This is a genomic window from Micromonospora sp. NBC_00617, assembly GCF_045161355.1.
Lineage (GTDB): Bacteria > Actinomycetota > Actinomycetes > Mycobacteriales > Micromonosporaceae > Micromonospora.
On sequence record NZ_CP107751.1, the window covers coordinates 5,982,400 to 6,006,561 of the forward strand.

Here is a 24,162-nt window from a genome sequence, read left to right on the forward strand (position 1 = left end):
AACGGTAGCCTTCTTTCCGGTGAGCGCGAGGAATGAGCTTGCGAGTCCCGCAGTCGCGAACGAAAGGCGAGCTCTTTGAGAATCGTGGTGGCGCACAACCGGTACCGGGAAGCTCAGCCCTCCGGCGAGAACACGATGGTCGACTCGGAGATCGCTCAGCTCACCGCTGCCGGCGTCGAGGTGCTGCCCTTCATCCGCAGCTCGGACGAGATCCCGTCGATGTCGAAGGCGGCGAAGGCGCTGCTGCCGATCTCGCCGATCTGGGCGCCGCGTGCCCAGCAGGACCTCAGCCGGCTGCTCACCGAGCACCGCCCGGACGTCCTGCACCTGCACAACCCGTACCCCCTGATCTCGCCCTGGGTGGTGCGGACCGCGCACCGGCACGGCGTGCCGGTGGTGCAGACGGTGCACAACTACCGGCAGGTCTGCTCGTCGGGGATCTACTTCCGCGACGGGGTGATCTGCCAGGACTGCAAGGGTCGGGCGCTGGGCGTGCCGGCGATCAAGCACCGGTGCTACCGCGACTCGACGGCGCAGAGCGCGCTGATGGCGACCACCCTGGCCGTACACCGGGGTACCTGGCGCTCGGTGGACCGGTTCATCGCCCTCACCACGGCAATCGCCGACCACCTCCGCGATTACGGCATTCCGGACGATCGGATCGTGGTGAAGCCGAATGCCGTACCCGATCCGGGCCGGCCGGCCCCGCTGGGTGACGGCTTCCTCTACATGGCCCGGCTCTCGCCCGAGAAGGGTGTCGACCTGCTGCTGGACGCCTGGCGTCGCCATCCGGTGGGCACCCTGGGGACGCTGCGGATCGCCGGCGACGGCGAGCTGCGCCCGCTGGTGGAGGCTGCCGCTGCCGAGCGACCCGACGTGGTCTACCTCGGTCAGCTCGACCGCGCCGGAGTACGCGCCGCCGTCGAGGCGAGCGCCGTGGTGATCGCGGCCTCGATGTGGCACGACGTCCTGCCGACCGTGATCATCGAGGCGCTGGCCAGCGGCCGGCCGGTGCTCGGCACCGCGTTGGGCGGCATCCCGTACCTCGTCGGAGCGGACGCCCCGCACGAGCCCGCCGGCACCGGCCCGGCCGCCGTCGCCTCGGCCGTCGCAGGCCATTCCGCGCCGCCGGCCGGTCCGTCTGGGGTGCCGGCCGGCCTGGTCACCGGCACCGCCGGCTGGGTGGTCACGCCGGACCCGGCCGCGTTGGCCGCAGCGCTCCCGGTCGCGCGGGCCGGTGCCGCCGCGCTCGCCGCACCGGCCCGGCTGCGGTACGAGCAGACTTTCCACCCCGATGTCGTCATCAAGCGCCACCTGGACATCTACGCCGGCGTGGCCCGCCCTCATTGACCCCCGGCCTACGGCTCCCACTCGACCTCGCATGCCGGCGGCCCCTGCCTCCCGCACGGTCGATACCCCCACTTTGCCCCAACGGAGTCGATCAAGGCGGGACGCGGCAGCCGAAGCCCAGGCACCTGGATCTGCCGAGAGTTCATGCAGCGCTCAAGTGTTAGGCAGGGAGCTTTGTCGGCGGAGTTGTTCGAAGCCGACACCGGCGTCCTCATCGTGATGGCAGCGGTGTCGGCGACGGAGGCGCCGCCCAGCGGTGGTTAATAAGGAGCCCTTCCTATGCAAAAGGCGATAGTAGGGGGCCCTTCCTTACCAGGAGGCGCGGGCGGAGAAGGCGATGCTGGCGAGGAGGAAGCCGCCGTTGACGATGGTGAACGCCACGATCACCCAGAAGAGCAGCGCGGGGGCGATCATCAGCACCAGGGCGGCCACGAAGATCACCGCGCCGTAGTCGCGGACCAGCTTCACCAGGCGCACCGGGAACGAGGTCGAGGTGACCATGCTGGCCGCGTTCGGGCCGGACTGCATCACCGAGGTCACCAGGTTGACCATCCAGGTGCCGGCGAAGGTCGCCACCAGCCAGGTCGGCGTGGACGGCTCCTGCGCCACGGCGGTGGCGGCCAGGGCGGCCACCAGGGCGATCTGCGCGGCCACGTCGCAGAGCACGTCGACCCGGGCGCCGGCCGCGCTGCCCTGGCCGGTCACCCGGGCGAGCTGCCCGTCGGCGCAGTCCAGGGAGTACGCGACCTGCCAGCCGATCAGGGCGAGCAGGCCGACCACCCAGGCCGGTACGTCCCCGTCAGCGACCGGCCCGGCGAGCGCCACCACGCTGACCGAGGTGGCCAGGCCGAGGACCAGGTTGGTGATGGTCAGCGCGGTCGGGCGGAGCCCGAGGCGTTGCGCGACCAGCGCGAAGACGGCCCCCAGCCACTGGCTGATCGACTCGCTGAACAGGCCGCCGCCCCGGTTCACCCGGTGGAAGTCGGCGACTGTGGGACGGGGCTCAGTCAAGCTGGTCGCGGATTGCACCGGCGTAGTCTGCCAGCCGCTCCCGCGTCTCGGTAGGCGACAGGGCCAGGTGCTCGAGGATCGTGTACCGGTCCGGTCGGGTACGCGGGGCGAACTGCACCGCCTCGATGAACTGGTCGTCGGTGAGCGTCACCTCGGCGGGGAGTCGGGGCAGGCCGTGCCGGGCGAGGCAGGCCGACATCTCCCCGAAGCGGCGCAGGTCGCCGCGCAGCCAGGTGCAGAACAGCGCGCCCAGCCCGGCCAGCTCGCCATGCGAGGCGGTGCCGGGGAAGAGCGAGTCGACGGCGTGCATGATCTCGTGGCAGCCGCCGCTGCACGGACGGCTGGTGCCGTCGACCGCCATCGCCAGGCCGCTGGAGATCAACGCCTCGGCGAGGACGATCACGAAGGCGTCGTCGCTCATGTCGCCGGGGTGGTTGAGCACCGCCTCGGCGCCCGCTCGCGAGAGCGAGGCGGCCAGCCCGTCGACCCGCTCGCCGCGTACCTGTCGGGACAGCTCCCAGTCGGCGAGTGCGCTGATGTTGCTGATCACGTCGCCGATGCCGGCCCGGTTGTGCCGGTCCGGACCGCTCTCCACGAAGTCCAGGTCGACGATGACCCCGATCGGGATGTGCACGCCGTAGGAGCCCTTGATCCCGTCGGTGATCAGGCTGGCCACCGGGGAGGCGATCCCGTCGTTGGCGAGGCTGGTCGCCACCGACACCATCGGCAGCCCTCGGCGGGTCGCCGCGTACTTGGCCACGTCGATGGTCTTGCCGCCGCCGATGCCGACGACCGCGTCGTACGAGCGGGAGCGGAGTTTGCCGCCCAGGTCGTCGGCGGCGTCCAGCGTCCCGCCGGAGACGGTGAACACGTCCGCCGAGCGCAGGGACGGTCGGATCAGCTCCGCGATCTGCGCGCCCTGACCCGGGCCGACCACCACCGCGACGTCACCCCCGGAGGAGATCCGCCCGTCGGCCAGGATCGCGCCCAGGTCGGCGACCGCCCCGCGTCGCACGTCGATGTGCAGCGGGGTGAGGACGCTCCGAGCTAGTAGCGGCACGCGATCTCCCGCGCGCGGGCCAGGTCGGCGTGGTTGTCGACCTCGACCCACGGGACGTCGCCGATCGGCGCCGCCCGCACCTCCCCGCCCCGGTCGGCGAACTCCTGGTAGCCGTCCTCGTAGTAGAGGTTCGGGTCCCGTCGCCAGGTCGCCTCCAGCGCGTCGGCGAGGGCGTCGGCGACCTGCGGCTCGATCAGCGTCGCGCCGATGTACTCCCCGTACGCCTCGCCCGGGTCCATGATCTTGGTGATCCGGGTGAGCTGGCCGGCGGCGTCGAAGGTGGTCTTCATCTCCTCCTCGGCCAGCGGCTTGAGGGTGTCCACGGCGAGCAGGATGCCCGGGCCGCGCTCGGCCAGCAGCGTCTTTTCGATGCTCACCGGGTGCACGGTGTCCCCGTTGACCAGCAGCACCCCGCGGGCGAAGTACTCCCGGGCCAGCCAGAGGGAGTACGCGTTGTTCCACTCTTCGGCCTTGTCGTTGTGCACCAGGGTGAGCGTGACCCCGTACTTCTTCTCCAGGTCGGCCTGCCGCTCGCGGACCGCGTCCGCCGCGTAGCCGACCACGATCACGACGTCGGTGAGCCCGACCTCGGCCAGGTTGCCCAGCGCGATGTCCAGGATCGTCGTCTCGCCGTCCACCGGCACCAACGCCTTGGGCAGGGTGTCGGTGTACGGGCGCAGCCGTCGTCCCGCTCCGGCCGCGAGCACCATTCCGATCATCGCGACATCCTCCCTCGTCCTGCTCCCGTCACCGCTGGAGGATAGCGCCGGCCGGCCGTGCCGCTCCGGCCAACCGGGTCAGCCGGGCAGCGCGGCCAGGTCGGCGAGCATGGTCAGCCGCTCCTTTGCGTCGAGCGCGGTGTACGGACCGGCCGCCCGGCGGTCGGTCTCCAGCTCGATGGCGAGCCGCTCGGGGCCGGCGGGTAGGGCGGCGACGCTGGACGCGGTGTGTCCGGCGGCCGTCCAGGCGGCGGCGTGCGCGTCGGCCCGGTGGTGGCGCAGCGTGCCGAGCCGGTTGAGCAGCAGCACGCCGGGCGGGGTGCCGTCCGGCTCGTGCGGGGGCGCCAGCGCCGCGAACGCCGACCCGTTCCGGTCGCCGTCGGTGTCGGCCAGCACCAGGGCGTACGTCAGCAGCCGGCCGAGCGCCGCCACGAGCCGGGTGACCCGTTCGTCGTGCCCGGCCCACAGCTCCTCGGTGACCTCGGCGTGCACCTGGTACAGCTCGGTGAGGAAGGCGGTGCCCCGCTCGGTGGCGCAGAGGGACCCGTCCGGGCGGCGGTGGAGCATGCCGTACGCCACCTGCTTGTCCACCGCCCGGCGGACCGTGACCGGGTCGGCGTAGCGGGTGATCGCCGCGAAACCCGGCCCGTCGACGGTGCCGCCCGGCGCGGCGAGCCGGGTGCGCAGGTCCACCAGGAAGCCGTTCGCCGTCGGCCCGCCGTACCGCTGGCTCAGCTCTGCGCCCCCGCCGTCGCGGCCGGCCAGCATGCCGGCGCGGAAGGTCCGGTCCACGGCCGGGGCGAGCAGCCCGGCGACCCGGTGCGGCGCCAGCTCGACAGTGTTCACCGATCGATCGACCGCAGGGCGGCGAAGCCCTCCTCCGCGATCCGCCGGATCAGACCGTCGTTGCCGTCCCAGCAGTTGGGAAGCAGGCGTCGGTGGGGTGAGCGGCGCTGGAAGAAGATTCGGCCGTCGTGGTCGACGATCAGCGCGCCGGCGCAGCGCAGGGGCTCGGTGGACACGCGTCGACAGTAGCGAGCGACGCCGCATCGCGACGATGTCCGGTCTTGTCCCGGAAACATCCACGGACGACCATGTGCGTACCGAATGCCACCGTCCCAAAGGGGTGATGTGTGATGCAGGTACGGGAAGCGATGTCCAGCCAGGTCCTCGTCGTCGGTCCGGAGCACACGCTGCGTCAGGCGGCCCGAATGATGTCGGCCCGCGGTGTCGGGTCGGCGGTCGTGATCGACCCCGAGTCCGAGGGAATCGGGATCATGACCGAACGCGACGTGTTGAAGGCCATCGGCGCGGGCCTCGACTGCGACACCGAACGCACCGGCGCCCACCTGACCTGGGACGTGGTCTACGCGGGGCCGGAGTGGACGGTCGCCGAGGCCGCCGCCGCGATGGCCCGCGGCGGCTTCCGGCACCTGGTGGTGCTCGACGGCCGGGAGGTGGCCGGGGTGATCTCGGTGCGGGACATCATGCGGGTCTGGGCGGAGAGTCAGGTGGCCGCCACGACCTGACCCGCGCGAGGTGTGCCAGGCCGGATCGACGGGTAAGGATCCCTCGCGGGCGCGGAGATGCCGTGGCCCGTGGGGGAGGGCCCGATGCGTGACGCGGAGCGCCTGGTCGAGCAGCAGTACGCGATGCTTCTGCGGCGGGACGTGGCCCGACTGCCGGACCTGTACGCCCCGGAGGCGTTCTACGCCATGCCGGGTGTCACGGTCCGGCCGATCGAGCTGCCCGCGCTGCTGCGTACCTGGACGGGCGCTTTCGCGGACCTGCGGGTCGACCCGCTGGGCGCGGTGCGCACGTCCGGCGGCGCGGCCGTGGAGCTGCGCCTGCACGGCACCCACACCGGCACCCTGCATTCGCCGTACGGCACCGTCGCTCCGACCGGCCGGTCGGTGAGCTGGGAGGTTGCCGACGTGGTCCGGGCCCGCCGGGGCCGGATCGTCGCGTGGCGCTCCTACTTCGACTGGAGCCAGCTCCTCGACGCGCTCGGCGTGCAGTTTGAGGGCCTTTCCCGGGCGACGCAGCACGACTCGCTCGCACTTCCGGTCTGATCTGACGTCGACCGGCCGACCCGGGTCACCCGTCCCGGTGGCTCAGGATGCGGACATCGCCGTGCCGTCCGCGCGTCGCCCGCCGCCGCCCGTACGCTCAATATCCATGACCGCCGAGCAGCTGATCTCCTTTGCCCGTGGGGCGCCCTCGTTGGACATCGTCGATGTCGAGGGGCTCAAGGCCGCCGCCGTACGCGCCTTCGACGCCGATCCCGCGGGGGTCACGGCGTACGGCACCTCCGTCGGTTACCTTCCGCTGCGAAAGTGGATCGCCGAGAAGCACGGGGTGGAAGCCAACCAGGTGCTGGTCACCAACGGCTCGCTCCAGGCCGACGCCTTCCTCTTCGACCACCTGGTCCGTCCCGGCGACGCGGTGGTGGTGGAGCGTCCGACGTACGACCGCACGCTGCTCAACCTCCAGCGGATGGGCAGCGAGTTGCACGGCATCTCGGTCCAGCCGGACGGTCTGGACACCGCCGAGCTGCGCAAGCTGCTGGAGTCCGGGGTCCGCCCCCGGCTCGCCCACGTCATCCCGAACTACCAGAACCCCGCCGGCATGACCCTGTCGCTGGAGAAGCGCCGCGAACTGCTCGACCTGGCGGCCGAGTACGAGTTCACGATCTTCGAGGACGACCCGTACGCGGACATCCGCTTCCGCGGCGAGGCGCTGCCGTCGATGCTCTCGCTGGACACCCGCAACGTGGTCGTGCACGCGTCGAGCTTCACCAAGACCGTCTGCCCGGGCGTGCGGGTCGGCTATCTGGTCGGTCCGGCGGATCTGATCGCCGACATCGCCAAGAACGCGACGAGCCTCTACATCTCGCCTGGCATGGTGTCGCAGGCGATCGTGCACCAGTTCTGCGTCTCCGGCGACATCGACCGCTCGATCGAGACCGTTCGGTCGGCGCTGGGCGAACGCGCCCGGGTGCTGGCCGAGTCGCTGCGCCGGCACCTGCCGCAGGCCCGGTTCGTGGAGCCCGACGGCGGCTACTTCCTGTGGGTGGAGTTCCCCGAGGACGTGCTGGTCGACAAGCTCGCCCCGGCGGCGGCCGAGCACGGTGTCGCAGTGGTCAAGGGCAGTGACTTCGTTCTCGACGGTGGGCGGCACGCCCTGCGGCTGGCCTTCTCGGCCGTGACGGCCGACAAGATCGACGAAGGTGTCCGCCGGCTCGCGTCCGCTGTCGACGCCATCCGGAGCTGATTTCTGTCGGGTTTCCGACAGAACGACGATGCCGGCCGTCCCGGGACTCCCCAGCGGGCGGCCGGCGGCTCACAATGCTGCGAGCGTCACCCGTCAGCTGCAGCGGGGGGCACCCCGCCGCCACCTCGGGCCACGCGTGCAGCACAACCCCCGCCCCCACGGGCGCCGGGTGGGCCGTGTCGTCCTTCACCCCCCGATGCGGCCCGGCCCGCCCGGCGCCGCACCCGCGACCGCCGTCACACCTGCCGGTGGCGACCATCGGCGTAGCCTGCAAGCCGCAGGCGAGCGCGGGGAGGTGTCGCGATGACGGATCGGGCAGAGCAGGGCCGGACGGTCCCGCCGAACACGTCCCGGGTGCTGCGACCCCGGGCCTGGCCGTCCCCGGTCCGGGCGGTGACCAGGATGCTCAACGCCGACGGATCGCCGCCCACTCCGGCCCCCACCGGCACCGGCCGCAGCGGAGTGGTCGACTGCGCGCTCTACATCGACGGCAAGCGGCAGCCCGGCGACTGGACGTACGCGGACGCGCTGGAGGCGGCACGCCGGGAGGAGCACGGCTTCGTCTGGATCGGGCTGCACCAGCCGGAGTTGGCCGAGATGACCGCCATCGCGGAGACGTACGGCCTGCACGAGCTGGCCGTCGAGGACGCGGTGAAGGCCGAGCAGCGACCCAAGCTGGAGCGGTTCAACGACGTCAGCTTCCTGGTGCTGCGCACCGCCCGGTACTGCGAGCACACCGAGCTGACCGAGACCTCCGAGGTCGTCGAGACCGGTCAGGTGATGCTCTTCATCGGCCCGAACTTCCTGATCAGTGTCCGACACGGTGACGCCTGCCGGCTCTCGCCGGTCCGCGCCGATTTGGAGACCAAGCAGGAGTTGCTGCTCCAGGGCCCGTGGGCGGTGGCGTACGGCGTGACCGACCGGGTGGTCGACCTCTATCTGGAGGTGGCCGAGCAGCTCGAGGACGACCTGGACGTGCTGGAGGCCGAGGTCTTCGACCGCAACAGCCACGGCCGGATCCAGCGGATCTACCAGATGAAGCGGGAGCTGGTGGAGTTCAAGCGGGCGGTGATCCCGTTGCAGCGACCGCTGATGAACGTGACCTCCCAGGTCAACCGCGATGTGCCCAAGGAGATCCGGCGGTACTTCCGGGACGTGCAGGACCACCTGAGCCGCACCGTCGAGCAGGTGAACTCGTACGACGACCTGCTGAACTCGATCCTCCAGGCGCGGCTGGCCCAGGTCACCGTCGACCAGAACAACGACATGCGCAAGATCGCCGCGTGGGCGGCCATCGCCGCGGTGTGGACCTCCATCGCCGGCGTCGAGGGCATGAACTTCCACAACATGCCCGAGCTGAAGATGACGTACGGCTATCCGGTGGCCCTGGCCCTGATGCTCGGTGTCTCCCTGGCCCTCTACCGCTGGTTCCGCCGCAACGGCTGGCTCTGACCTGCGGCAGCGAGGGCCGGCGCGAAAGGCTCTGAACCGCGAAAGAGCCGGCAAGAAACCGCGAAAGCGCCGGCGAGCGGGAAGAACCCGCGTCGCCGGCGCTCGCTGCGCTGCTGTGCCGGGGGTCAGCGGCGGCCGTTGGTGCGGGCGGTGTCCTTGCCCAGCGCCTTGTTGAGGTCGTCGGTCGGGCGCCCGGAGACGTCCGTGGCTCCCTCGGCGACCGACGGGACCTTGCCGGTCGGGCGGACACTGCCCGGCTTGGCCGTGTCGGTGGTGCTGGCGCTGTCGCCGCCGGCCACCGCCGAGCTGCCGGCGCCGGTCACCCCCGCCATGGCGGACCCGTCGGTCCCCTTGGCCGCGGTCGGCGCTGCCGGCGTGCGCACCTCGATCGAGTCGACCTCGTCGCGCATCGGCTCCAGGGTGCGGGTCGGGTCGTACTCCGCCCACTCCTGCTGCTCCCGGCGGCGACGCAGGGCGACCGCACCGGCCAGGCCGGCGATGGCGCCCGCGGCCAGCAGGCCGGTCATCATCGAGCCGCGACGGCGCGGCTGCTTCTTCTTACCGGTGATCCGCATGGTCTTCGACTTGGCCTTCCTGGTCATCGGCCCTGCCTGTGCGGCGCCGTCCCGGGCGGCCGCCGCCAGCGGTGCCAGCGTGGTGAGTGTGGTTCCCCAGCCGGTCGACGCGCGGTCGCGCACCTTCACCGCAGCTGGCCCGACGTAGCCCCGGGCCACCTGGACCCGCGGACCGACGGTCGCGCTGGCGCCCTTGGCGGCGTGGTTGGCTGCCTGCATCAGGTGGCTGATGCTCTGGTTCAGCTCTGCCTTGGCGAGCTGACCCTGGGACTGACGCCGCCCGATTCCAAACACGGTCCTACCTCCTGGGAGTTGTTCCTTCGTCATCCTCCACCTTCGGATGCCTCCGCGATGCCAGATCGGGCACATGGGAGGATCCGCATGGAACTGACCAACGAGTGAGGAGTACCCGTGGCCGAGGCTGTCTACGCCACCTTGCACACCAACGCTGGCCCGATCCGGCTGGAGCTCTTCGGAAACCACGCTCCGAAGACGGTCCGCAACTTCATCGACCTGGCCGAGGGCAACCGGGAATACACCGACCCGCGTACCGGTCAGCCGGGCAGTGGGCCGTACTACGACGGCACCATCTCGCACCGCGTGATCAGCGGTTTCATGGTCCAGATGGGCGACCCGACCGGCACCGGTCGGGGCGGGCCGGGCTACAAGTTCGCCGACGAGTTCCACCCGGAGCTGCGCTTCGACCGGCCGTACCTGCTGGCGATGGCGAACGCCGGACCGGGCACCAACGGTTCGCAGTTCTTCATCACGGTGTCCCCGACCCCGCACCTCAACAACCGGCACACCATCTTCGGCCAGGTCGCCGACGAGGAGTCGGTGAAGGTCGTCGACTCGATCGCGAACACCCCGACCGGCCCGAGCGACCGTCCGCTGCAGGACGTCGTCATCGAGCGGGTCGAGATCGAGCGGTCTGCCGCCTGACGAACCCGCGAGGTACCTTTGCTCGCATGATTGAGCGCTCCGGAGCACCGCGCCGGCCAGCGTCGGTGAACCGCGCGGTGGCGGACGGAGGATCGGCCCGGTGAGCGAGTCCCCGCCGACCACCCCGGTCTGCTACCGGCACCCTGGTCGGGAGACCTACGTCCGGTGCACCCGCTGCGACCGGCCGATCTGTCCGGATTGCATGCGGGAGGCGTCCGTCGGGCACCAGTGCCCGGAGTGCGTCAACGAGGGACGTCGTAGTGTCCGGCCGGCGCGTACCGCCTTCGGTGGCGGTACGGCCGGCCGGCACGGCTACGTCACCAAGGGCATCATCGCCCTGAACGTGCTGGTCATGCTGCTGTCCATCGCCTCCGACCGGGGCGGGGACGCGGCCGTCGGCGGCTCCGGCTTCGGCGGGCTGATGGGCGGCGGGACCCCGCTTACCAACTGGGGTTCGGTGCTCGGGCTGGCGGTCTTCCCCGACGGCACGCTCGGCGGCATCGCCGAGGGTCAGTGGTATCGGCTGATCACCGCGATGTTCCTGCACTACGGCGTGATCCACCTGCTGCTCAACATGTGGGCGCTGTGGGTGCTCGGCCGGTCGCTGGAGGCCAACCTCGGGCCGCTGCGCTTCGGCGCGCTGTATCTGGTCGCGGGCCTCGGCGGCAACGTGGCCGCCTACCTGTTCAGCGCCCAGAACTCGGCGACGGCCGGCGCGTCCACGGCCGTGTTCGGCCTCTTCGCCGCGCTGATCATCATCGAGCGCAAGCTCGGCCGGGACATCTCCCAGGTGATCCCGATTTTGGTGATCAACCTGGTGTTCACGTTGACCGTGCCGGGCATCTCCATCCCCGGGCACCTCGGCGGCCTGGTGGTCGGCGGGGCGATGGCGGTGGTGCTCGCGTACGCGCCACGGGGTCGACGCACGCTGGTGCAGGCCGTGGGCGGCGCGATCATCCTGCTGATCCTGCTCGGCCTGATCCTGTTCCGCACCGCGCAACTGCTGAGCTGACGGTTCAGGGGTGCCGGCGGGCGGCGCGCAGCTCGGCGGCCACCTCCTGGGGGGTGGCCCCCAGGTCGTACCTGCCGAACAGGTGCAGCGACTCGCCCGCGTCGATCTCCAGGACCTCGCCGGTCAGCCCCCACCGCTGCCGGCGGTCCACGGTGATCGCCTCGACCGTCGCCCAGGGCAGCAGCCGCCGGCCGGCGAAGCCGTGGATGACGGTGAGCCCCGCCGGATCGGCCGTCAAGCGGACCGGCGCGACCAGGTCCCGTACCGCCCAGGCGGCCAGCGCGGCGGCGGCCACACCGGCCACGACCAGCCGGATCGGGTCGCCGTCGGCGAAGAGCAGACCGAGGGCGACAAGCAGGACCGCGCCGGCCAGCTTGGCCACCGGCAGGTTCGTCGGCACCCGCCACTGCCGCACCGGGGAGATCTCGTCCACCCGCCCAGCATGCCAGCGGTCGGCGGATGCCGGGAGTCGTGGCACCTCGGCCCGCGGGCGGACGAAGGTTCCACGGACGACGTAGGATCGGGGCAGCCCAAGTTACCGGGGAGTAAACATGAGTGACGCGGTCATCGTCGGCGCGGTGCGTACCCCGGTCGGGCGGCGCAAGGGCAGCCTCGCCGGTGTCCACCCGGTCGACCTGTCGGCGCACGTGCTGCGCGCCCTCGCCGAGCGCACCGGCCTGGACCCGGCGCAGGTCGACGACGTCTTCTGGGGCTGCGTGTCCCAGGTCGGCGAGCAGTCCTGGAACATCGCCCGCAACGCGGTGCTCGCCGCCGGCTGGCCCGAGACGGTGCCCGGCACCACGCTGGACCGGCAGTGCGGCTCCAGCCAGCAGGCCCTGCACTTCGCCGCCGCGACCGTCCTCTCCGGCCAGGCCGACCTGGTGGTCGCCGGCGGGGTGGAGTCGATGACCCGGGTGCCGATGGGCTCCAGTGTGGCGGGCGGCATGCCGTTCAGCGACCAGCTCCGCGCCCGCTACCGGGGTGTCGAGGGCTTCGCCGACGACGCGCCGCTGCCCTTCAACCAGGGCGTCGGGGCCGAGCTGATCGCCCGCCGGTGGCGCCTCTCGCGTACGCAGCTCGACGAGTTCGCGCTCGCCAGCCACGAGAAGGCCGCCGCCGCGCAGGACGCCGGGGCGTTCGCCCCGGAGCTGACTCCGGTGCCACTCGCCGACGGTGGCAAGTTCACCGCCGACGAGGGCATCCGCCGGGACACCTCGCTGGACAAGCTCGGCGAACTGGCCACCCCGTTCCGCGCCGACGGCGTGGTCACCGCCGGATCAGCGTCCCAGATCTCCGACGGCGCCGCCGCGCTCGCGGTGACCACGTCCGAGTGGGCCAGCCGGCACGGTCTGCGCCCGCTGGCCCGCATCCACACCGCCGTGGTCGCGGCCGACGACCCGGTCACCATGCTCACCGCGCCGATCCCGGCCACCGCGAAGGCGCTGCGCCGCGCGGGGCTGGGCATCGAGGAGATCGGGGTGTACGAGGTGAACGAGGCGTTCGCCCCGGTGCCGCTGGCCTGGCTGGCGGAGACCGAGGCCGACCCGGAGCGGCTCAACCCGCGCGGTGGCGCGATCGCCCTCGGGCACCCGCTCGGCGGCTCCGGCGCCCGGATCATGACCACGATGCTGCAGCACATGCGGGACAACGGGCTCCGCTACGGCCTGCAGACCATGTGCGAGGGCGGCGGCATGGCCAACGCCACGATCGTCGAGCTGGTCTGACCCCCGCAGCTCGGCCGCCGGCCGAGGAGCATCGCGCTGGTCTGAGCCCGCAGTTCGCCGCCGGCCGAGGAGCATCGGCGGGAAATGGTCTCGCCCCGCGTCGGGCACGCAGCCTAGGGTGCCCATCGTGACGACGATCGCCGACGAGCGCGCTCCCGACTGGTCCAGCGACGAGTGGCAGGCGCAGGCCCGATCCTGGGTCGACGAGCAACTCGGCAACGCCGGTCGCCGGGTCACCGGGCCGATGGAGCCGCGGGTCCGGCCGTGGTCGCTGGTCTGGCGGGTGCCGACCGACGACGGGCCGGTCTGGTTCAAGGCCAACAACCGGGGCACGGCCCACGAGGCGGTCCTCATCGCGACGCTGGCCGGGCTGACGCCCGAGCGGGTGCTGGCCCCGATCGGGGTGGACCGGGAGCGGGGCTGGTCGCTGCTTCCCGACGGCGGCGAGTCGCTGCGTGACGTGCTGGGCCGCGACCCCGACCTGGCGCACTGGGAGCGGGCGCTGCCCGGGTACGCGGCACTCCAACTCGCCACCGCGCCGCACGCCGCCGAGCTGGTCGCCCTCGGCGTCCCGGACCACCGCCCGGAGGTGCTGCCCGAACTGCTCGCCGAACTGCTCGACGATCACGAGTCGCTGCGCGTCGGCGCGGAGGGCGGGCTCGCCGTCGCGACGTACGAGCGGCTGCGGGCGGAGCTTCCGGCGTACGCGCAGCGGTGTCGCCGGCTCGCGGACATCGGCATCCCGGCCACCGTGCAGCACGACGACCTGCACGACGGAAACGTCTTCGCCGGCCCGGCCGGGTACCGCTACTTCGACTGGGGTGACGCCTCGGTGGCGCACCCGTTCGGCACGCTGCTGGTGACCCTGCGCTCCATCCGGTACGCCACCGCGTTGTCGGCGGACGACGCCGGCCTGGCCCGGCTGCGCGACGGTTACCTGGAGGCGTGGACCGACCGCTACGATCGCCGCACCCTTGTCGAGGCCGCCGACCTGGCCATGAACCTGGGCGCGGTGAGCCGGTCGCTCTCCTGGCGGCGGGCTCTGGACACGGCCGACCCGGCCCGCGCGGAGTACGCCGAGGCGGTGCCCGGATGGCTCGCCGAGCTGTTCGCCGCCACCCCGCTTCAGCCCGACCACTGACCGGCATCCGTCCAAGTCGGAAGTCGGACAGGCGGTGCGACGCGCGGCGTGGAACTTCCAAAATTTGGACGTGACCCACGTCACCGCGCCGGGGAGGTCGTTGGGCAGGTCATGGACGTCTTCTCCCGAACGTTCCTCCCGGCCGCCACCGAGGCCGGCCTTGCCGTGCAGACCGTGAGCCGGCACATGCCGGTCTTCCGACGCTGCGTCGGCTCCGGTGACGCCACCATCCTGGTCACCCGTTGCAGCCGCCCCGACCGCCCGGTCACCGGCGACTACCTGTTGCTGCTCACCCACCGCCGACTGGTGGTGACCCAGCAGACCCGGCTCCTGCACCGGCTGCGCCTGCACCTCAACACCGAGCTGCGCGAGCTGAGCAACGTCACCTGGAGCCCGGACCCCCGGCTGGGGTCGGTCGAGCTGGCCGCCACCGCGATCGACGGGATCCGCGAGCGGTTCCTCGTCCGCACCAGTCACCCGAAGCAGGTGTGGCAGCTCGACGCGCTGCTCAACCACGCCTTCCGGACCCGCCTGCGGGCACCCCGCGAGCGGATCGTCGCCACCATCGGCGACACGCCGGCCGCCGTCCGACCCAGCGCGTTCCGCCCCGCCGTCGCGCGCTGACGCCCGACCGGCCGGCCGCCCTTCACGTCGCCTTTACCGAACCCGAACACGCACCGATCGCGCCGAGCCGACCGGGTCGGCAATCATGGGCCGGTGACCGTCGAACCGCCGCACCGCGGGCTCGTCCTCGTGGTCGAGGACGAGCCGGCCATCGCCGACCTGGTCCGGCTCTACCTCACCCGGGACGGGTTCGGCGTACACCTGGAACGCGACGGCGAGGCCGGCCTGAGCGCCGCCCGCCGGCTGCGTCCGGTCGCCTGCGTCCTCGACATCGCCCTGCCCGGCCTCCCCGGCACCGAGATCTGCCGCCGGCTGCGCGAGGCCGGTGACTGGACGCCCGTCATCTTCCTCACCGCCCGCGACGACGAGGTGGACCGGATCGTCGGCCTGGAGCTGGGCGCCGACGACTACGTCACGAAGCCGTTCAGCCCGCGCGAGTTGGTCGCCCGGGTACGGGCGGTGCTGCGCCGCACCGCAGGGGGCCCCGAGGGCGCGGAACGACCGCGCATCGTCGGCCCGGTGACCCTCGACCCGGCCCGGCGGACGGTCACCGCCGCCGGCGTACCGGTGCAGCTCACCTCCACCGAGTTCGACCTGCTGGCGCACCTCATGGCCCGGCCCGGCCGGGTCTTCACCCGGGAGGAGCTGCTGGCCGGTGTCTGGGGCTACGCCGCGCACGCCGGAACCCGCACGGTGGACGTGCACGTCGCCCAGGTGCGGGCGAAGCTCGGCCCGGCCAGCGTCATCCGCACCCACCGGGGCGTGGGGTACGCGGTCGATGCCTGAGCAGCCCGTGCGCGCCGAGTCGCCGACCATGGCACTGCCGGTGGTCGGCGCCCGCCCGCCGGCCGCACCCCGGCGCAGCCGGCTCGGCCGGACGCTGACCGCCCGCGCGGTGCTGGTCACCTGCGCGGTGGCACTGGTGTCGGTGCTCGTCACCGCCATCGTCGCGGTGCCACTGGCGATCCGCGGCGCGGAGCGACGCGACCAGCAGGCGCTCGCCGCGCAGGCCCGACTCGCCGCCGAGGTGCTGCGCACCCGGCTGGACCGGGGGCGCACCGCCGACGAGGAGCGGCTCATCCAGCAACTTCGCGACCAGGGCATCGACGCGTACCTGATCCGGCGCGGGGCCGTCGACCGGTCGGGCCTGCCGGCCCGCGTGGTGCAGCGGATCGGGCAGGGCCGCAACGTGTCGGCCCGCCGCCCGGTCAACGGCCACCGCGCCCTGGTGGAGGGCCGGGCGCTGCCCGGCGGCAACGGGGTGGTGCTGTCCCGCGCCTCGTCGAACGGGTTGTGGGCGCAGGTGCTGCTCAGCCTCTGGTTGCCGCTGCTGGCCGGGCTGGCCGCCGGCGTGGTCGCCGGCCTCCTGCTGGCCCGCCGCCTGGCCCGACCGATCCGCGTCGCGGCCACCGCCGCCGCCCGACTGCGGGCCGGGGACCGCGCCGTCCGGGTGCCGGTCGAACCGCCGGACGAGGTCGCCGACCTGGCCGAGGCGCTGAACGGCCTGGCCGCGGCCCTGACCACCAGCGAGGGCCGGCAGCGCGAGTTCCTGCTCTCCGTCTCGCACGAGCTGCGGACCCCGCTGACCGCGATCCGGGGGTACGCCGAGGCGCTGGCCGACGGCGTCATCGACGCGGACGGCACCGCCGGCACCGGTCGGACCATGCTGGCCGAGGCCCAGCACCTGGACCGGCTGATCGGCGATCTGCTGGCGCTGGCCCGGCTGGAGGCCGCCGACTTTCCGCTGGAACCGGTGCCGGTCGACCTGACCCGGCTGGCCGTCGACGCCGAGCCGACCTGGTCGGGTCGGTGCGCCGCGGTGGGTGTGTCGTTCCGCGTGGAGACGCCCGGTCAGCCGGTGTCCGCGTACACCGATCCGGGTCGGATCCGGCAGGTGCTGGACGGGTTGCTGGAGAACGCGCTGCGGGTCGTACCCCCGGGGGCGCCGGTGGTGCTCGCGGTCCGGCCGGTCGGTGCGGACCCGGCGGACGGCGGTGTGCTGGAGGTCCGCGACGGCGGACCCGGCTTCACCGACGACGACCTGGCGGTGGCGTTCGAGCGGGGAGCGTTGCACGAGCGCTACCGGGGGGTGCGCAAGGTGGGCAGCGGGCTGGGGCTGGCACTCGCCGCCGGGCTGGTCCGCCGGCTGGGCGGGGAGATCGTCGCGGGTCACGCGCCCGAGGGCGGGGCCGCCTTCACGGTCCGGCTGCCCGGTGATCCTTACCTGACCCGAACATCGGCCTGACGGTCCGCTCGTGGACGCGGGGAAGGCTGAGGGCTCCACGGACGAGAGGGAGAGTCATGCCACGTTGGGGATTCGTCATCGGCACCACGGCACTGCTCGCGGCGGTCGCGCTCGGCGTCAGCGGCTGCGGCGCGGCCGAGGTGGCCAGCCAGCCCGCGCGGGAAGCCGCGGTCGAGGTCGCCGCCGCGATGGGTGTGGAGGGCCAGGCGCTGACCGCGATGGGCTTCGACGCCACCGACCTGGACGTGCAGACCGTCGCCGCCCCGGCCACCCCGACGCCGGGCGCCTCCCCGACGGCCCGCGACAAGGACCGGCAGAAGCGCGGCGAGGAGTGGCGCAAGCGCCACCAGGCCCGCGTGCAGTTGCGCAAGAACACCCTGCACGGCGAGGCGGTGGTGCAGACCAAGGACAACGGTACGCAGACGGTCGCCGTCCAGCGCGGCGAGGTGACCGCCATCGACGGCGACTCGATGACCGTCAAGTCCACCGACGGTTTCACGATGACCTGGACCTTCGGCGATGACCTGCGGGTCGTCGAGCGGCGCGCGACGGTGCAGCCGAGCGAGGTCAAGGTCGGCGCGAAGCTCGGCGTCGCCGGCGTCAAGGACGGTGACAAGGGCGTCGCCCGGCTCATCCTCATCCCGCGCGACAAGTGAGCGACGGGCCCCCGGGTGTAAGCCCGGGGGCCCGTCCCTGCGCGGCTGTTGATCAGCGGCCGGGCGGCAGGGCGTAGCCCACGTAGCCGCGGAACTCCAACCGCCAGCCGGCCGGGACCAGCTTGGCGCAGGCCGGCTGACTGCCGGTGCAGACGATCGCGTCCACTGAGGCGGGGTCGGCCGGCGGCCGTTCCGGCAGAACCGACTGCAACGACACCAGCTCCGGCGAGCCGCCGTCCGGATGGCGCAGCAGCAGCCACCACGGGTACTCCCAGTTGTCGTTCTGCTCCACCAGCCCGATCCGCCGCGCGCCGCTGTCGCGGACCGCGGTCGCGGCCCAGCGGAACTCGTCGGCCCACTGCGGCCGGCGCAGGAACCGGGTGTCCCAGTCCGAGGTGGTGAAGACGGAGCCGGAGCCGACGAGCCGGCGCGGGAAGCCGTACGACAGCGCCAGCACCCCGGCCAGCGCCGAGGTGGCCAACACGGCGACGGTCACCACCGTGGCCACCGACCGCCGCCGGGCCGTCACCCCGGGCTCCGGGCTCGCATGGCGGCGCAGGAGCGCGTCCAACCACAGGCCGGCGAGCGGCACGGCGAGGACCAGGGCGTAGAGCAGCAGCCGGTTGCCCCACGGCTGCCACTTGAGCATCGCGGTGTGCAGCAGCACGGTGGTCAGCACCACCACGGCGTACGAGCGCAGCGGCCCCACCTGCCCGGGGTCGAGCCGGCGCGGGCGGACGAGCGCGACCAGCGCGCCGAGCAACGCGACTGCCCCGGCGATCGGGAACGCCACCCGGTCCTCGTCCGGGTACCAGGCGGGCACCGGGAACACCTCCCGACCGAAGGTGATCGCCCGGTCCTGGGGGTCGACACCGATCGCCTCCGCACCACCGATGATCGCGTCCGCGCTGGCGCTGCGCAGCGGCGCCAGCGGCGTGTCGAACGCCGTGTGCCCGATCCGTAGCGCGTTGACCAGGACCGACGCCGGATCGTGCCGTTCCATCGGGATCGACTCCCGCAGCCGCGGAGGGCCCAGCGGATGCCCGAACTCGGCGGTCACCCGGGTCAGGAACGGGCCGACCACCAGCGCCGCCACCACCAGGATCAGCGCCGAGCCACCGACGACGCGGACCACCGGACCGACCGGCCGAACCCGACCGGCGGCCGGTTCCCGGTCGGCCAGGGCCAGCCGGAGCTGGGCCAGGCCCCACAGCACCAGCAGCGGGCCCACCGCGATCAGGCCGCTGGTCTTGGTCACCGCCGTCAACCCGGTGGCCGCGCCCAGGCCGACCAGCGTCCCCCAACCGGTCCGCCGACGCAGCCCGTCCAGGACGAGGGTCGCCGCGCACGCCACCCACGCCGCGCAGACCAGGTCGGTCTGCGTGCTGGTCGCCTGTAGCACCACCATCGGGGTGCTGGCCAGCACGAATGTGGTGATCAACTGAGCCCGCCGGCCGCCGCCGAGCTGCGCGGTGATCCGCGCGACCACCAGCAGACAGAGCACCCCGGCGGCCCACTGCACCAGGTTGTGCAGCGCGTCGGAGCCGGTGAGCAGGCGCAGGTGCAGGAGCAGGTACTCCGCGCCGGGTGGGATGGTCACCTGCCGGTGGATGGCGGTGGGCCAGAAGTCCAGATCACCCTGGGCCACCCAGTGCTCGACCTTGGGCAGGTGGTAGGTCTGCGAGTCGAAGTTGTTCGGCTCGGCCAGCAGCGCGACCAGCAACTCCAGCAGCACCAGTCCGCCGATGCCGCCGGCGAGCAGCCGCTCGCCCCGACTCGCCGTACGCCAGATCTCGGCTGCCCTGCGCAGGCCGGCACGTACCTCACCGGTCTGGACCGGCGTGGCGTCGCGCCCGCCCGCCGGGTCGCGGTCGGTGAGCGGGACGGACGTCTCCAGGCCGGCGCCGACGGTCACCACCGCGCCGACCGGCACCCGTCGGGCCGCCGCGGCGGGCACCTCGGCGGGCGGAGTGTCCCGGTGCCAGCGCAGGCCCACCGCCGTCGCGGTGGCGAGCAGGAAGAGCAGCCAGGCGGCGATGAACGCCGGCCGGGTCAGCGCGTGCAGCACGCCGAGCACCTCGACGACGAGCACCGCGTACGCCCCGGCGACCAGGGCCGCGCGCACCGCGGCGAGTCGTGACGACGTCACCGCGTCGACCCCGCGGGGCTTCGTCGCGACCGTGAGCAGGAGCACCGAGGCGGCGGGGAGCACCGCGAGCAGGGAGCCGGCAGCCGACATGGCGGGAAGTAAACACCATCCGGCTGAATTCGCCACGCCGGCTGTCCGACGGTGGCGGCCACCGTCGGGCTGACCAGCCAGGCTAGGCTATGCCCGACGTGTCGTCGCCACCGTGGAGATTCCCGTGAAGCTCTCGATCCTCATGCCGGTCTACAACGAGGAAGAACGCATCGCGGATGCCCTCAAGCAGGCGTTGGCGGTTGACTACCCCTGCGAGATCGAGCTCGTCATCGTCGACGACGGCAGCCGGGACGGCACCGGCGAGGTCCTCGGTCGTGCCGACGATGCCCGCCTGCGGGTCATCACCCACCAGCGCAACGCGGGCAAGGGCGCGGCCATCAAGACGGCGGTCGACAGCGCCGAGGGCGAATACATGGTCATTCTCGACGCCGACCTGGAGTACGACCCGCAGGACATCCCCAAGCTGCTCGCCCCGGTGCTCGACGGGCGGGCCACTGTGGTCTACGGCAATCGCACCTTTGGCAGCCACAGCGCCTACAGCTTCTGGTACGTGATGGGCAACAAGGGCGTCACGATGGCGGCGAACGTCCTCTTCAACTCGTACATCGGCGACCTGGAGACCTGCTTCAAGCTGATGCCGGTGGCGCTCTACCGGTCGCTGGAGGTGCGCTCGCGCGGCTTCGGCATGGAGGCCGAGGTGACCGGCAAGCTGCTGCGCCGCCGGATCCGCCCGTACGAGGTGCCGATCAGCTACCGGGCGCGCGGCCGCGAAGAGGGCAAGAAGATCACCTGGAAGGACGGCGTCGAGGCGATCTGGATCCTCGGTCGCGAACGCGCCCGCCGCCGTCCCGCCGCGTCATCCGCGCGCTGATCCCAGGAACGCGCTGATCGTCCGCCGTAGACCTGCGGCATCCAGGCCGTGCCAGCGGGCGTGGTCGGCGGCGTCGCCGTACCGCCGCAGATCGGCCCGGCCCACTCCGAGGGTGAGCAGCCGGTGCGGCACGTCCGCCAGGGCGCGGCCGACGACCGCGCTCGACGTTCCCGCCAGATACGGCTCGACGAGCACCACGTCGGTCCCGGCGAGCGCGCGCAGCCCGGCCGTGTCGAAGGGCCGGGGAGTGTGGGTGTACGCGACTGTCACGTCCATTCCCTCGGTCGCGTCGAGCGTGGCACCGAGCATCGGCCCGACGGCCACCACGACAGGCGCGTCCAGCCCGCCCCGCCGTAGCACCCGTAGTCGGTCGGTGTCCGGATACGCCTCGGCGTTGCGCTGCTCGGTGAGCCGCACGTAGACCGGATCGTCGCCCGCCGCGGCGTCCCGGAGCAGCGGCGCCACCTCGTCCGGGTGACCGGGCACCCGCACGGTCCAACCGCCGCCGAGCGAGTCGAACAGCGCCACGTCACCGGGTGACTGGTGGGTGCGGCCCTCCTCCGCGGCGTCGTACGAGGCACCGATGCTGACCAGCACCGCGCTCACGCCCTGGTGGTCCAGATCCAACTTGATCTGCTCGTACGCCCGGTCGACCAAAAACGTCGCGTACGAGTGCACGATCGGGCGCAGCCCGGTCAGAGCCAGGCCGCCGGCCACGCCGATCATCAGTTGCTCGCGGATGCCGACGTTGAGCACCCGGTCCGGGTGCCGGCGACCCGCCGGGGCGAACTGGCTGACCGAGATGTCGGCCAGCACGAGAGCGGCACGGGGGTCCTCGTCGAGCAGGGCGGTGGTGGTGTCGATGAAGGCGGTTCGCATGGTGGTCATCCCTCGCTCTCGATGCGGGCGACCACCAGGTGCGGTCGTCCTCGTCGCTGCCCGGTCAGCGCCGCGTACAGGGCGTTGTGGTCCCGGCCGTCGACGGTGTCGGCGGTCCAGCCGTTGACGGTGAAGCGGCTGGCGATTCCCCCGGCCCAGCCGTGAGTGGCCGATGAGTTGTCCACCACGATCGCGGTGAGGCTGTCCAGGCCGGTCGCCCCCGCGTACGCGATGGCCTCGTGGTTGGAGCCCTCGTCCAGCTCGGCGTCGCCGAGCAGCACGTACACCCGGGGGGTGAGCAGGCCCTGGGCCCGCAGCCCGAGGGCGGTGCCGACGCCCAGTCCGAGCCCGTGGCCGAGCGAGCCGGCCCCGATCTCGACCCCGGGCACCAGCGTCCGGTCCGGGTGGTGACCGAGCCGGCTGTCCGGCCCGCCCAGGTCGTCGAGCCAGGTCTCCGGGACGAAGCCGTGCGCGGCGAGCACCGCGTAGTAGGCCGCCGGCCCGTGCCCCTTGGAGAGCAGGAAGCGGTCCCGCTCCGGGTCGTCGACGGTGTCGGGGCTGACCCGGAGCACCCGGTCGTAGAGGACCTGGATCACGTCGATGGTGGAGTGGGCGCTCGGCGCGTGTTTCTCGTCGCCGGTCAGGCGCCGGATCAGCCCGGGGAGCCGGGCGCCGCTGTCGGTGGTGACTGTGGTTGCCATGCCACTAGCCTCTGAGTTGAAGTGCACTTCAATTCAAGGACCGGGTGATGCACGACTCATTGACGATCGGCGAGCTGTCCGTCCGCTCCGGCGTCGCGCCGTCCGCGCTGCGCTACTACGAGCGGCTCGGTCTGATCCGCGCCAATCGCACCGGCGGAAACCAGCGTCGCTACGCCCGCACCGAACTGCGGCGGGTCGCCTTCATCCGCATCTCTCAGCAGGTCGGCGTCTCGCTGGACGAGATCCGCGAGGCGTTGGAATCGCTGCCCGACCGCCGTACGCCCAGCCCGCAGGACTGGGAGCGGCTCTCCGCGAGCTGGCGCGGCCGGCTGGACGAGAAGATCCGGCTGCTGACCAAACTCCGCGACGACCTGGACGGCTGCATCGGCTGCGGCTGCCTGTCCCTGCAACGCTGCACGCTCTACAACCCGGGAGACACGCTGGCCGGCGAGGGCCCCGGCGCCCGCCTCATGCTGCCCCGCGCCTCATCCGATGGTGAGTAGCACCTTCCCGACGTGGTCGTTCGACTCGACCAGCCGGTGCGCCTCGGCAGCTTCGGCCATCGGCAGCCGCCGGTCTACCACCGGGCGGACCGCGCCGGCCTCGACCAACGGCCACACCTCATCGCGTACGCCCCGGACGATCTCCGCCTTCTCGGCCAGCGGCCGGGAGCGCAGCGCTGTCGCCGCGACGCTGGCCCGCTTGGCCAGCAGCGCACCGAGATCCAGCTCGGCCTTGCGACCACCCTGCATCCCGATCACCACGAGCCGGCCGCCGGTCGCCAACGCGGCCACGTTCCGGCCCAGGTAGGACGCGCCCATGATGTCGAGGATGACGTCCGCGCCGTGGCCGTCGGTGGCCTTGCGGACCTCCTCGACGAAGTCCTGCTCCCGATAGTCGATCGTCTCCGCCGCGCCCAGCTCGCGCAGGCGGGGGTGCTTGGCCGTGCGGGCGGTCGCCAGGACCGTGGCGCCCAGGGCCGCCCCGAACTGGATCGCGAACGTGCCGATCCCGCTGCCCCCGCCGTGCACCAGCAGCGTGTCATCCGAGCCGAGCCGGCCCACCCCCACCACGTTCGACCAGACCGTGCAGGCCACCTCCGGCAGCGCCGCGGCGTCGACCAGGTCCACGCCGGCCGGCACCGGCAGCAGCTGCCCGGCGGGCACGGCGACGCGCTCGGCGTACCCGCCGCCGGCCAGCAGCGCACAGACCTCCTGGCCGACGGCCCACCCGGTCACCTCCGGGCCGATCGCGTCGATCACCCCGGAGCACTCCAACCCGAGGTACGCGGGCGCACCCGGCGGCGGCGGATAGTGCCCCTGCCGTTGCAGCAGGTCGGCACGGTTCACTCCGCTGGCCCGCACCGCGACGATCACCTCGCCCGGGCCGGGCTCCGGGTCGGGGACCTCGGCCCAGACCAGCGCGTCGGGTCCACCGGGCTGCGGAACGGTGATGGCTCGCATGGCCTCAGTCTTACCCGATGCCCCCGCAGGACGCAGGCGCACCCCGGTGCGCGCGCCGGTCGTCGGTGCTTGGCCCTGGAACGCGAGTCGATCACGACGCTGCACGCTGGCGATGCACGCCCCGATGCCCATGAGTGACTCCGGTCCGCGCCACAGTGGACGCAGCGGCACCCGCCTGACCGGCGCTTCCGGGAGGGACGCCGAGCCGGCCGGCGGGCGGCGTGGCAGACTGTCCACGGCCGTACATCCGCGGGTGGCGGTCCG

At 72.6% G+C, this 24,162-nt stretch carries 26 protein-coding genes; 15 read left to right on the forward strand and 11 right to left on the reverse strand.

The features are described 5' to 3' along the window. Positions 1-75: 75 nt before the first annotated feature. A complete protein-coding gene (locus tag OG505_RS27610) occupies positions 76-1,350 on the forward strand; it encodes a glycosyltransferase family 4 protein (RefSeq protein WP_405428917.1) in 1,275 nt (424 codons plus the stop codon). A 309-nt stretch (positions 1,351-1,659) separates the two neighbouring features. On the opposite strand, the gene OG505_RS27615 is transcribed toward OG505_RS27610, so the two are convergent. The 5 genes from OG505_RS27615 to OG505_RS27635 all read right to left on the reverse strand — a co-directional run bounded on the left by OG505_RS27615 (position 1,660) and on the right by OG505_RS27635 (position 5,162). Next, the gene (locus OG505_RS27615; RefSeq protein WP_405428918.1) at positions 1,660-2,379 is read right to left on the reverse strand and encodes a CDP-alcohol phosphatidyltransferase family protein; all 720 of its coding nucleotides are present in this window, start codon (positions 2,377-2,379) and stop codon (positions 1,660-1,662) included. After that, positions 2,354-3,421: an iron-containing alcohol dehydrogenase family protein gene (locus OG505_RS27620; protein WP_405428920.1), complete on the reverse strand. Its 1,068-nt coding sequence runs from the start codon at positions 3,419-3,421 to the stop codon at positions 2,354-2,356. Before OG505_RS27620 ends, OG505_RS27615 begins: the two co-directional genes overlap by 26 nt. Further along, positions 3,409-4,140, reverse strand: a complete 732-nt coding sequence (locus tag OG505_RS27625) for a sugar phosphate nucleotidyltransferase (RefSeq protein WP_405428922.1) — start codon at positions 4,138-4,140, stop codon at positions 3,409-3,411. Before OG505_RS27625 ends, OG505_RS27620 begins: the two co-directional genes overlap by 13 nt. Positions 4,141-4,218: 78 nt before the next feature. Further along, complete coding sequence (locus tag OG505_RS27630) at positions 4,219-4,986, reverse strand: hypothetical protein (RefSeq protein WP_405428923.1); 768 nt, start codon at positions 4,984-4,986, stop codon at positions 4,219-4,221. Further along, complete coding sequence (locus OG505_RS27635; RefSeq protein WP_405428925.1) at positions 4,983-5,162, reverse strand: hypothetical protein; 180 nt, start codon at positions 5,160-5,162, stop codon at positions 4,983-4,985. The genes OG505_RS27630 and OG505_RS27635 overlap by 4 nt, the downstream gene beginning before the upstream one ends. A 114-nt stretch (positions 5,163-5,276) precedes the next feature. Between OG505_RS27635 and OG505_RS27640 the strand changes: the two genes are divergently transcribed. The 4 genes from OG505_RS27640 (at position 5,277) to corA (ending at position 8,865) form a co-directional block, all read left to right on the forward strand. Continuing rightward, positions 5,277-5,669 carry a cyclic nucleotide-binding/CBS domain-containing protein gene (locus OG505_RS27640; RefSeq protein ID WP_234582610.1) on the forward strand — a complete coding sequence of 131 codons (393 nt, stop codon included), beginning with the start codon at positions 5,277-5,279 and terminating at the stop codon, positions 5,667-5,669. An 84-nt stretch (positions 5,670-5,753) separates the two neighbouring features. Then, positions 5,754-6,212 carry an ester cyclase gene (locus OG505_RS27645; RefSeq protein WP_405428926.1) on the forward strand — a complete coding sequence of 153 codons (459 nt, stop codon included), beginning with the start codon at positions 5,754-5,756 and terminating at the stop codon, positions 6,210-6,212. 106 nt (positions 6,213-6,318) lie between these two features. Beyond that, on the forward strand, positions 6,319-7,413 hold the full coding sequence (locus OG505_RS27650; RefSeq protein ID WP_405428928.1) for a PLP-dependent aminotransferase family protein: 1,095 nt from the start codon (positions 6,319-6,321) through the stop codon (positions 7,411-7,413). A 303-nt stretch (positions 7,414-7,716) separates the two neighbouring features. Next, positions 7,717-8,865, forward strand: coding sequence for a magnesium/cobalt transporter CorA (gene corA / locus OG505_RS27655; RefSeq protein ID WP_405428930.1), 1,149 nt, complete (start codon positions 7,717-7,719; stop codon positions 8,863-8,865). A gap of 125 nt (positions 8,866-8,990) precedes the next feature. Here corA and OG505_RS27660 read toward each other — a convergent pair whose 3' ends face one another. Beyond that, positions 8,991-9,767 carry a hypothetical protein gene (locus tag OG505_RS27660; protein ID WP_405428932.1) on the reverse strand — a complete coding sequence of 259 codons (777 nt, stop codon included), beginning with the start codon at positions 9,765-9,767 and terminating at the stop codon, positions 8,991-8,993. Positions 9,768-9,851: 84 nt separating this feature from the next. Here OG505_RS27660 and OG505_RS27665 point away from each other — a divergent pair, with 84 nt between their 5' ends. Both OG505_RS27665 and OG505_RS27670 read left to right on the forward strand, forming a co-directional pair. Then, positions 9,852-10,382, forward strand: coding sequence for a peptidylprolyl isomerase (locus OG505_RS27665; RefSeq protein ID WP_405428933.1), 531 nt, complete (start codon positions 9,852-9,854; stop codon positions 10,380-10,382). A 100-nt stretch (positions 10,383-10,482) separates the two neighbouring features. Beyond that, entirely contained in the window at positions 10,483-11,394 is a 912-nt protein-coding gene (locus tag OG505_RS27670) for a rhomboid family intramembrane serine protease (RefSeq protein ID WP_405428935.1), read from the forward strand. Positions 11,395-11,398: 4 nt separating this feature from the next. Here the strand turns inward: OG505_RS27670 and OG505_RS27675 are convergent, their stop codons facing one another. Then, positions 11,399-11,827, reverse strand: coding sequence for a PH domain-containing protein (locus tag OG505_RS27675; RefSeq protein WP_405428937.1), 429 nt, complete (start codon positions 11,825-11,827; stop codon positions 11,399-11,401). 118 nt (positions 11,828-11,945) lie between these two features. Here OG505_RS27675 and OG505_RS27680 point away from each other — a divergent pair, with 118 nt between their 5' ends. From OG505_RS27680 to OG505_RS27705, 6 genes are all read left to right on the forward strand, one after another. Further along, on the forward strand, positions 11,946-13,118 hold the full coding sequence (locus tag OG505_RS27680; RefSeq protein WP_405428939.1) for a thiolase family protein: 1,173 nt from the start codon (positions 11,946-11,948) through the stop codon (positions 13,116-13,118). Positions 13,119-13,245: 127 nt separating this feature from the next. Further along, positions 13,246-14,259, forward strand: a complete 1,014-nt coding sequence (locus OG505_RS27685; protein ID WP_405428941.1) for an aminoglycoside phosphotransferase family protein — start codon at positions 13,246-13,248, stop codon at positions 14,257-14,259. A gap of 111 nt (positions 14,260-14,370) precedes the next feature. After that, positions 14,371-14,883 carry a hypothetical protein gene (locus OG505_RS27690; RefSeq protein ID WP_007453632.1) on the forward strand — a complete coding sequence of 171 codons (513 nt, stop codon included), beginning with the start codon at positions 14,371-14,373 and terminating at the stop codon, positions 14,881-14,883. A gap of 93 nt (positions 14,884-14,976) precedes the next feature. Continuing rightward, entirely contained in the window at positions 14,977-15,669 is a 693-nt protein-coding gene (locus tag OG505_RS27695; RefSeq protein ID WP_355063482.1) for a response regulator transcription factor, read from the forward strand. Further along, entirely contained in the window at positions 15,662-17,128 is a 1,467-nt protein-coding gene (locus OG505_RS27700; protein ID WP_405428943.1) for an ATP-binding protein, read from the forward strand. Before OG505_RS27695 ends, OG505_RS27700 begins: the two co-directional genes overlap by 8 nt. A gap of 56 nt (positions 17,129-17,184) precedes the next feature. After that, positions 17,185-17,784: a hypothetical protein gene (locus tag OG505_RS27705; RefSeq protein ID WP_405428945.1), complete on the forward strand. Its 600-nt coding sequence runs from the start codon at positions 17,185-17,187 to the stop codon at positions 17,782-17,784. A 52-nt stretch (positions 17,785-17,836) separates the two neighbouring features. Here the strand turns inward: OG505_RS27705 and OG505_RS27710 are convergent, their stop codons facing one another. Next, positions 17,837-20,023, reverse strand: a complete 2,187-nt coding sequence (locus tag OG505_RS27710) for a glycosyltransferase family 39 protein (protein WP_405428947.1) — start codon at positions 20,021-20,023, stop codon at positions 17,837-17,839. A 124-nt stretch (positions 20,024-20,147) separates the two neighbouring features. On the opposite strand from OG505_RS27710, the gene OG505_RS27715 reads away from it, so the two are divergent. Continuing rightward, positions 20,148-20,855: a glycosyltransferase family 2 protein gene (locus OG505_RS27715; protein ID WP_405434754.1), complete on the forward strand. Its 708-nt coding sequence runs from the start codon at positions 20,148-20,150 to the stop codon at positions 20,853-20,855. On the opposite strand, the gene OG505_RS27720 is transcribed toward OG505_RS27715, so the two are convergent. Together OG505_RS27720 and OG505_RS27725 are read right to left on the reverse strand one after the other, a co-directional pair. Then, positions 20,841-21,734, reverse strand: coding sequence for a transketolase family protein (locus tag OG505_RS27720; protein WP_405428948.1), 894 nt, complete (start codon positions 21,732-21,734; stop codon positions 20,841-20,843). The two genes, OG505_RS27715 and OG505_RS27720, sit on opposite strands and share 15 nt — an antisense overlap. Positions 21,735-21,739: 5 nt before the next feature. Continuing rightward, positions 21,740-22,435, reverse strand: coding sequence for a transketolase (locus tag OG505_RS27725; protein WP_405428950.1), 696 nt, complete (start codon positions 22,433-22,435; stop codon positions 21,740-21,742). Positions 22,436-22,482: 47 nt separating this feature from the next. Between OG505_RS27725 and soxR the strand changes: the two genes are divergently transcribed. Continuing rightward, complete coding sequence (gene soxR / locus OG505_RS27730) at positions 22,483-22,938, forward strand: redox-sensitive transcriptional activator SoxR (protein WP_405428952.1); 456 nt, start codon at positions 22,483-22,485, stop codon at positions 22,936-22,938. On the opposite strand, the gene OG505_RS27735 is transcribed toward soxR, so the two are convergent. Further along, positions 22,921-23,898, reverse strand: a complete 978-nt coding sequence (locus OG505_RS27735) for an NAD(P)H-quinone oxidoreductase (protein WP_405428954.1) — start codon at positions 23,896-23,898, stop codon at positions 22,921-22,923. The genes soxR and OG505_RS27735 overlap by 18 nt on opposite strands. Positions 23,899-24,162 lie beyond the last annotated feature (264 nt).